Genomic DNA, 6,372 nt, shown 5'->3' with positions numbered 1-6,372 from the left:
CGCGCGCCCGTCGCGAACGCTTCCTCAGGACGGTGTACATGTCTGTCTCTTCCTCCGCGCCCTCTTCCTCCGCGCCCTCTTCCTCCGCGCCCTCTTCCTCCGCGCCCTCTTCCTCCGCGCCCTCTCCCGCCGTGTCCTCGCTCTCCTCTCCGGGGCCGACGCAGGCCGAACTGCTCGAGTTCGTCCGGCGTGTCGCGGCCGACGCCGAGCTGATCGCCTCTCTTCCGCTCGACCCGGAGGGCCGTACCTGGGTGCGGCTGGAGGGGCCCGGCGGCAGTGAGGCCTGGCTGATCGGCTGGCCGCCCGGCACCGGCACCGGCTGGCACGACCACGCCGACTCGGTGGGCGCCTTCTTCACCGCCTCCGGCGAGCTGACGGAGAACTCGCTCGCCGCCAGGCTGCCCAGCGACGGCTGGAAGACCCTCGAACTCACCGACGACGTGGACCGCTCGCGGCGGCTGCCGGCCGGCCGTGGACGCGCCTTCGGCCGGCATCACGTCCACGAGGTGTTCAACGAGTCCGCTGACGGGCACGCGGTGTCCGTGCACGCCTACTACCCACCGCTGCCCGGGATCCGCCGCTACAGCCGCACCGGCCGGACGCTGCGCCTGGAGCAGGTCGAGCGCCCGGAGGACTGGAGTTGAGCGAGAAACGACCGACGGCCGGAATCGACGAACTGCTGGAACAGGTCCGGCAGGGCTACGAGCGCGTCGAGGCTCCCGAGGCGCACGCCGCCGCCCGGGCCGGCGAGGCCCTGCTGGTGGACATCCGGTACGCCGCGCTGCGCGACCGCGACGGCCTGATCCCGGGCGCCCTCGTCATCGAGCGCAATGAACTGGAGTGGCGGCTGGACCCGCGGGGCGGCCACCGCGTCCCCGAGGCCACCGGTCATGACCTGCGCGTCGTCGTCATCTGCAACGAGGGCTACGCGTCGAGTCTGGCGGCCGTCTCGCTGCACCAGCTGGGGCTGCACCGGGCGACCGATCTGGTGGGCGGCTTCCAGGCATGGCGGGAGGCGGGACTGCCAGTGGTCTCGTAGGGCGTTCCTGTTTCCGGCTCATTGCTCACTGCCTCCCCTGCGGACGCCGCCTCAGAACTGCTCTTCCGTGAGGAAGTCCGTGTCCTCGCCCTCCTCCTCCAGCGCCTGGCGGACCACCCGCAGGGCCAGGCCCTCGGAGTAGCCCTTGCGGGCGAGCATGCCGGCGAGGCGGCGTATCCGTTTGTCGCGGTCGAGGCCGCGGGTGGAGCGCAGCTTGCGGGCGACCAGCTCGCGCGCGGTGGCCTCCTCCTGCTCGGCGTCGAGCTGCCCGACCGCCTCGTCGATGAGCGCCGCGTCGACGCCCTTGGTCCGCAGCTCCCGGGCGAGCGCGCGCCGGGCCAGTCCGCGTCCGTGGTGCCGGGACTCCACCCAGGCGTCCGCGAACGCGCCGTCGTCGATCAGTCCTACCTCCTCGAACCGCGACAGCACCTCCTGAGCCGCCTCCTCCGGGATCTCCCGCTTGCGCAGGGCGTCCGCGAGCTGCTTGCGGGTGCGCGGGGTCCCGGTGAGCAGGCGCAGACAGATCGCCCGCGCCCGCTCCACCGGGTCCCCCGGAGGCTCCCCCCGCTCGGCCCTCGACAAGGAGGAGGTGCCCCCGTCCTCGGTGGACGCCTCGCCGGAATCCCGCCGACGGCGCCCTCGCCCGCCGTACGGCCCGCCGTCACGCGAACCGCCTCGGCGGCCGCCACCCGCACCCGCGTCACCAGAACCGGCGCCGTCGGCGCCGCGCCTTCCACCCGCACCGCGCCCCCGCCCGCGGACCGGCCGATCCCCGCCGTACCCACCGGTCGGCTCGTCCTCCGCGAAGGGGTCGCCCGCGAAGGCGTCCTCCGCGAACGGATCCGCCGGGAAGGGCCCCTCCGCGAACGGGCCTTCCGTGAAGGAGGCGTCCTCACCGTCCGGTCCCCCGGCCGCGCGAGGCCGCCGGGCCGGGCCGCGCCCGCGAAGGCCGCGGGAGCCCCCGTGCCCGTACGTCCGCTCGTCCCCCGCGCTCGCACCCGGGCCGGGGCCGGGGTCGCCCGCGGTGCCCCTCCCCCGTGGGGCACCGGAGGCGGCGTACCCGTCCTCGTCCTCGTACTCGGGCCAGTCGGTTCGTCGCGTCACGGTCAGCTCTTGGCAGTGGCGGCCTTGGGCTTGGTGGCCTTGGCAGCCGCCGGCGCCGCCTTGGCGTCGTCCGCGGTGGCCGAGACGGCGGCGTCCGCACCCGGCTCGGCAGCCGGCTCCTCGGGCCGCACGCCGACGCCCAGCTTCTCCTTGATCTTCTTCTCGATCTCGTTGGCCAGGTCGGGGTTGTCCTTGAGGAAGTTGCGCGCGTTCTCCTTGCCCTGGCCGAGCTGGTCGCCCTCGTACGTGTACCAGGCGCCGGCCTTGCGCACGAAGCCGTGCTCCACACCCATGTCGATCAGGCCGCCCTCACGGCTGATGCCCTGGCCGTAGAGGATGTCGAACTCGGCCTGCTTGAAGGGCGGGGCGACCTTGTTCTTGACGACCTTGCAGCGGGTGCGGTTGCCGACCGCCTCCGTGCCGTCCTTCAGGGTCTCGATGCGGCGGATGTCGATGCGCACGGAGGCGTAGAACTTCAGGGCCCGGCCACCGGTCGTGGTCTCCGGGGAGCCGAACATCACGCCGATCTTCTCGCGCAGCTGGTTGATGAAGATCGCGGTGGTCTTCGACTGGTTGAGCGCGCTGGTGATCTTGCGGAGGGCCTGGCTCATCAGTCGGGCCTGCAGACCCACGTGGCTGTCGCCCATCTCGCCCTCGATCTCCGCGCGCGGGACGAGCGCGGCGACGGAGTCGATGACGATGAGGTCGAGCGCGCCGGAGCGGACGAGCATGTCCACGATCTCCAGCGCCTGCTCGCCGTTGTCCGGCTGGGACAGGATCAGGTTGTCGATGTCGACGCCGAGCTTGCGCGCGTACTCGGGGTCGAGGGCGTGCTCCGCGTCCACGAAGGCGACCTGGCCGCCGGCCTTCTGCGCGTTCGCCACGGCGTGCAGGGTCAGGGTCGTCTTGCCGGAGGACTCCGGGCCGTAGATCTCGACGACGCGGCCGCGCGGCAGGCCGCCGACGCCGAGGGCGACGTCGAGCGCGGTCGACCCGGTCGGGATGACCTCGATGGGCTCCTTCGACCGCTCGCCCATGCGCATGACCGCGCCCTTGCCGAATTGCCGTTCAATCTGTGCGAGCGCGGCGTCGAGTGCCTTCTCGCGGTCGGTGCCTGCCATGGGTTCCACCCGATTTGCTTGAGTCGATCGCTTCACGCCAAAGACGCTAACGCCTGCCACTGACAATGCGCCTCGACGTCCGTCCGGCCTGTGGATAACCCAGGGACTTTTCCAGTCAAAACTGGGCGAAATCCCCTCGGTTGAACCCTGCCGGAGCTCCCATAAGAATGGATGTTCGATTTCCGTGTCAAGCGCACCACGCGGCACGGGAGGGTGCCGTCGGTGCGGCACCGGCGGGCCCCGTCCCACCTACTCCTGGCGGGGTACGGAGGGTGCCTCCGCCCGGACGACGACCGGCCGGGCCGCCGTCGCGAGGCTTGCCCCATGGATCCCTCCACGACGCCCGTGCGCCGCCCGCCGGCCCTGCCGGCGCGCGCCCGCGCCCTGCGCCCCGCCGAACGGCTGTGCCTGACGACCGGTCTTCTGCTCGTCCTGGCGGGCCTGGCACACCTGGTGGTGTTCGCGGTCGACGGCGGCCCGTGGTACGGACCCGTCTCCTGGCGCAAGCCGGTCACCTTCGGGCTGTCCTTCGGGGCGACGCTGCTCGCGGTCACCTGGGTCACGTCGTACGTGCGGCTCGGGGCGCGGACGCGCGCCCTGCTGCTCGGGGTGTTCGCCGCCGACTGCGTGGTCGAGGTCGGCGGCATCACTCTGCAGGCGTGGCGCGGGGTGCCCTCGCACCTGGACATGGAGACGCCCTTCGACACGGCGGTGTCGATGACGCTGGCGGCGGGCGGCGGGGTGCTCGTGGTGGTCCTGACCGTGTTCGCGGTCGCGTCCTTCCGGCACCGGCCGGCCGGGCCGGCGGGCATGGCGCTCGCGGTGCGCGCCGGGTTCGCCGTCCTGCTCGTCGCCCTGGTCTCCGGCGCCGCGATGATCGCGCGCGGTGTGGTGCTGACCCGCACCGGGCACCAGCAGGCGGCGTACCACTCGACGGCCCCGCTCAAGCCGCTGCACGGGGTGAGTCTGCACGCGGTCCTGGTACTGCCCGCGCTGGCCTGGCTGCTCTCCCGCACGTCCTGGAGCGAGCCGGTCCGGCGGTGGATCGTCACCGGCGCGGTCCTCGCCTACGCCGCGGCCGTCGCCGGTGCGGGCGTGTGGGCCGCCCTCGGGTACTGAGCCGCCCGCCGCGTCCTAAACGCCGGGCCGTTCTCCTGTGGACCCGTCCTCCGCCACCGCCGGTTCACGCCCGGCCTCGTCGGCCGCGGTCCGCTGCCGCGGCGCCGTCCACAGCCGACCCGCGCGGGCGAGCAGGCCGCCCGGTGCCGTTACACGTCTGCGGTGACCGTGGACCCGGGGATCGTCCGTGACCGCGTACCGCTTCACGTACGCCCCCAGGAACGCCTGGAGGGTGGCGACCGCGGGAATGGCGATCAGCGCGCCGACCGCACCGAGCAGGGCGGTGCCGGCGATGACCGACCCGAAGGCGACCGCGGGATGGATGTCGACGGTCTTCGCGGTCAGCTTGGGCTGGAGCATGTAGTTCTCGAACTGCTGGTAGATCACGACGAAGACCAGCACCCACAGCGCGTACCACGGGTCGACGGTGAACGCGATCAGCATCGGCAGCGCACCCGCGAGATAGGTGCCGATGGTGGGGATGAACTGCGAGACCAGCCCCACCCACACGCCCAGCACGGGCGCGTACGGCACGCCCAGGGCCTGCAGGAGGATGTAGTGGGCCACCCCGGAGACGAGCGCCATCAGACCGCGCGAGTACAGATAGCCGCCGGTCTTGTCGACGGCGATCTCCCACGCGCGCAGCACCTCGGTCTGGCGGGCCGGGGGCAGCACGGAGCAGACGGTGCGCCGCAGCCGGGGGCCGTCGGCGGCGAAGTAGAACGAGAACAGCCCGATCGTCAGCAGCTGGAACAGCCCGCCGAGCACCTGCGCGGAGACGTCGAGCACGCCCGCGGCGCTGTTCTGCGCGTATCTGCGCAGCCAGTCGGAGTGGAGCAGGCCCTCCTGCACGTCCACCCGTCTGAGCTCGGTGTGGAAGGTGGTGTTGATCCAGTTGATGACGGAGTCGAGGTAGTCGGGGAAGCCCTCGACCATCTTGATGATCTGGCCGGCGAGGATCGAGCCGAGCAGCGTGACGAACCCGGCCACGGCGATCGTCAGGCCCAGGAACACCAGGAAGGTGGCCAGTCCCCGGCGCATGCCGCGCGCGGCCATGCGGCTCACCGCGGGCTCGATGGCCAGGGCCAGGAAGAACGCGATCAGGACGTTGATCAGCAGCCCGGTCAGCTGGTGGAAGGCCCAGCTGCCGAACTGGAACGCGGCGACGAGACCGAGCGCGAGCACCATGGCCCGGGGCAGCCAGCGGGGCATGCGGGCGCCCGGCCCGACGGCGCCCTCGGCCGGGGACCGGGGCGGCGGCGTCGTACCGAACGGGGGTGCTTGCGGGGCCGTCTGCCCGGTCTCGTCAGTGGGTGCCACGGTGCAAGTCTCGCCCATGCCACCGACAACCGGGTACGGGTGCGGGGCCTCGCCGCCGGTCAGCGCCTCTCCCCCGGGACGTTCATGACCTGGCAGACCACGCGCCACACGTCCTTGGCCTCCCAGCCGGCCGCCAGCGCCTCGTGCACCGTGCGCCCGCCGAGCTCCGACATCACGTGGTCGCGCGCGAAGGTTTCGGCGTACCCCGTGCCGAAGTGCTCCGCCATCCGCTCCCAGAAGACCGTCAACCGCATGACCCCAGTATCCCGCCCCTGAGGGTGACCCCTGACCGGCTCCGCCTGCCGGAACCGCTTTCCGCCCTACGGTCTGACGCATGGCCGAGACAGGAGCTTCCGCACTCCCCCCGCCGCCCCGGGCGTCCTCCCCGCTGTTCCGCGCCGAGCACTTCGTGTGGCTGACCGCGCGCGTGCTGGAGCAGCGGCTGTTCGCACACCACTTCCTGAACGGCGCCGCGGACCCGGTGGAGACCGCGCTGGACGCCTACCGCAACGAGGACGGCGGGTACGGCCACGCGCTGGAGCCCGATCTGCGCGGCCCCGTCAGCCAGCCGCTGCACACCGCACGCGCGCTGCACGTGCTGGACTCCGTCGGGCGCTGCGGCGGACAGCGGGTGGAGCGCGTGTGCCGCTATCTGACCTCGGTGTCCAC

At 72.5% G+C, this 6,372-nt stretch carries 7 protein-coding genes and 1 pseudogene; 4 read left to right on the top strand and 4 right to left on the bottom strand.

What is annotated here, in order from left to right:
• Positions 1-38: 38 nt before the first annotated feature.
• Together IE249_RS12970 and IE249_RS12965 are read left to right on the top strand one after the other, a co-directional pair.
• The gene (locus IE249_RS12970; RefSeq protein ID WP_189704964.1) at positions 39-644 is read left to right on the top strand and encodes a cupin domain-containing protein; all 606 of its coding nucleotides are present in this window, start codon (positions 39-41) and stop codon (positions 642-644) included.
• Positions 641-1,039, top strand: coding sequence for a rhodanese-like domain-containing protein (locus IE249_RS12965; protein WP_189704963.1), 399 nt, complete (start codon positions 641-643; stop codon positions 1,037-1,039). The genes IE249_RS12970 and IE249_RS12965 overlap by 4 nt, the downstream gene beginning before the upstream one ends.
• Before the next feature lie 51 nt (positions 1,040-1,090).
• Here IE249_RS12965 and recX read toward each other — a convergent pair whose 3' ends face one another.
• Entirely contained in the window at positions 1,091-2,143 is a 1,053-nt protein-coding gene (gene recX, locus IE249_RS12960; RefSeq protein ID WP_189704962.1) for a recombination regulator RecX, read from the bottom strand.
• Positions 2,144-2,145: 2 nt separating this feature from the next.
• Positions 2,146-3,264, bottom strand: coding sequence for a recombinase RecA (recA, locus tag IE249_RS12955; protein WP_189704961.1), 1,119 nt, complete (start codon positions 3,262-3,264; stop codon positions 2,146-2,148).
• A gap of 324 nt (positions 3,265-3,588) precedes the next feature.
• On the opposite strand from recA, the gene IE249_RS12950 reads away from it, so the two are divergent.
• Positions 3,589-4,383, top strand: coding sequence for a hypothetical protein (locus tag IE249_RS12950; RefSeq protein ID WP_189704960.1), 795 nt, complete (start codon positions 3,589-3,591; stop codon positions 4,381-4,383).
• 15 nt (positions 4,384-4,398) lie between these two features.
• Here IE249_RS12950 and IE249_RS12945 read toward each other — a convergent pair whose 3' ends face one another.
• Together IE249_RS12945 and IE249_RS12940 are read right to left on the bottom strand one after the other, a co-directional pair.
• Complete coding sequence (locus tag IE249_RS12945) at positions 4,399-5,703, bottom strand: AI-2E family transporter (RefSeq protein WP_189704959.1); 1,305 nt, start codon at positions 5,701-5,703, stop codon at positions 4,399-4,401.
• A gap of 59 nt (positions 5,704-5,762) precedes the next feature.
• The gene (locus IE249_RS12940) at positions 5,763-5,957 is read right to left on the bottom strand and encodes a DUF3046 domain-containing protein (protein WP_189704958.1); all 195 of its coding nucleotides are present in this window, start codon (positions 5,955-5,957) and stop codon (positions 5,763-5,765) included.
• An 80-nt stretch (positions 5,958-6,037) separates the two neighbouring features.
• On the opposite strand from IE249_RS12940, the pseudogene IE249_RS37095 reads away from it, so the two are divergent.
• A pseudogene (locus IE249_RS37095) lies at positions 6,038-6,372 on the top strand (hypothetical protein); the annotation flags it as partial.

This window comes from Streptomyces anandii JCM 4720, assembly GCF_014650655.1.
GTDB classification, from domain to species: domain Bacteria; phylum Actinomycetota; class Actinomycetes; order Streptomycetales; family Streptomycetaceae; genus Streptomyces; species Streptomyces anandii.
Note: the sequence above shows the minus strand (reverse complement) of the source record. Positions and strands in the feature narration are given on the sequence as shown.

Excerpts from the sequence above, each read along its gene's own strand:
- IE249_RS12970 (WP_189704964.1), top strand. The coding sequence starts at position 39 with ATGTCTGTCTCTTCCTCCGCGCCCTCTTCCTCCGCGCCCTCTTCCTCC.
- recA (WP_189704961.1), bottom strand. The coding sequence starts at position 3,264 with ATGGCAGGCACCGACCGCGAGAAGGCACTCGACGCCGCGCTCGCACAG.
- IE249_RS12950 (WP_189704960.1), top strand. The coding sequence starts at position 3,589 with ATGGATCCCTCCACGACGCCCGTGCGCCGCCCGCCGGCCCTGCCGGCG.
- IE249_RS12940 (WP_189704958.1), bottom strand. The coding sequence starts at position 5,957 with ATGCGGTTGACGGTCTTCTGGGAGCGGATGGCGGAGCACTTCGGCACG.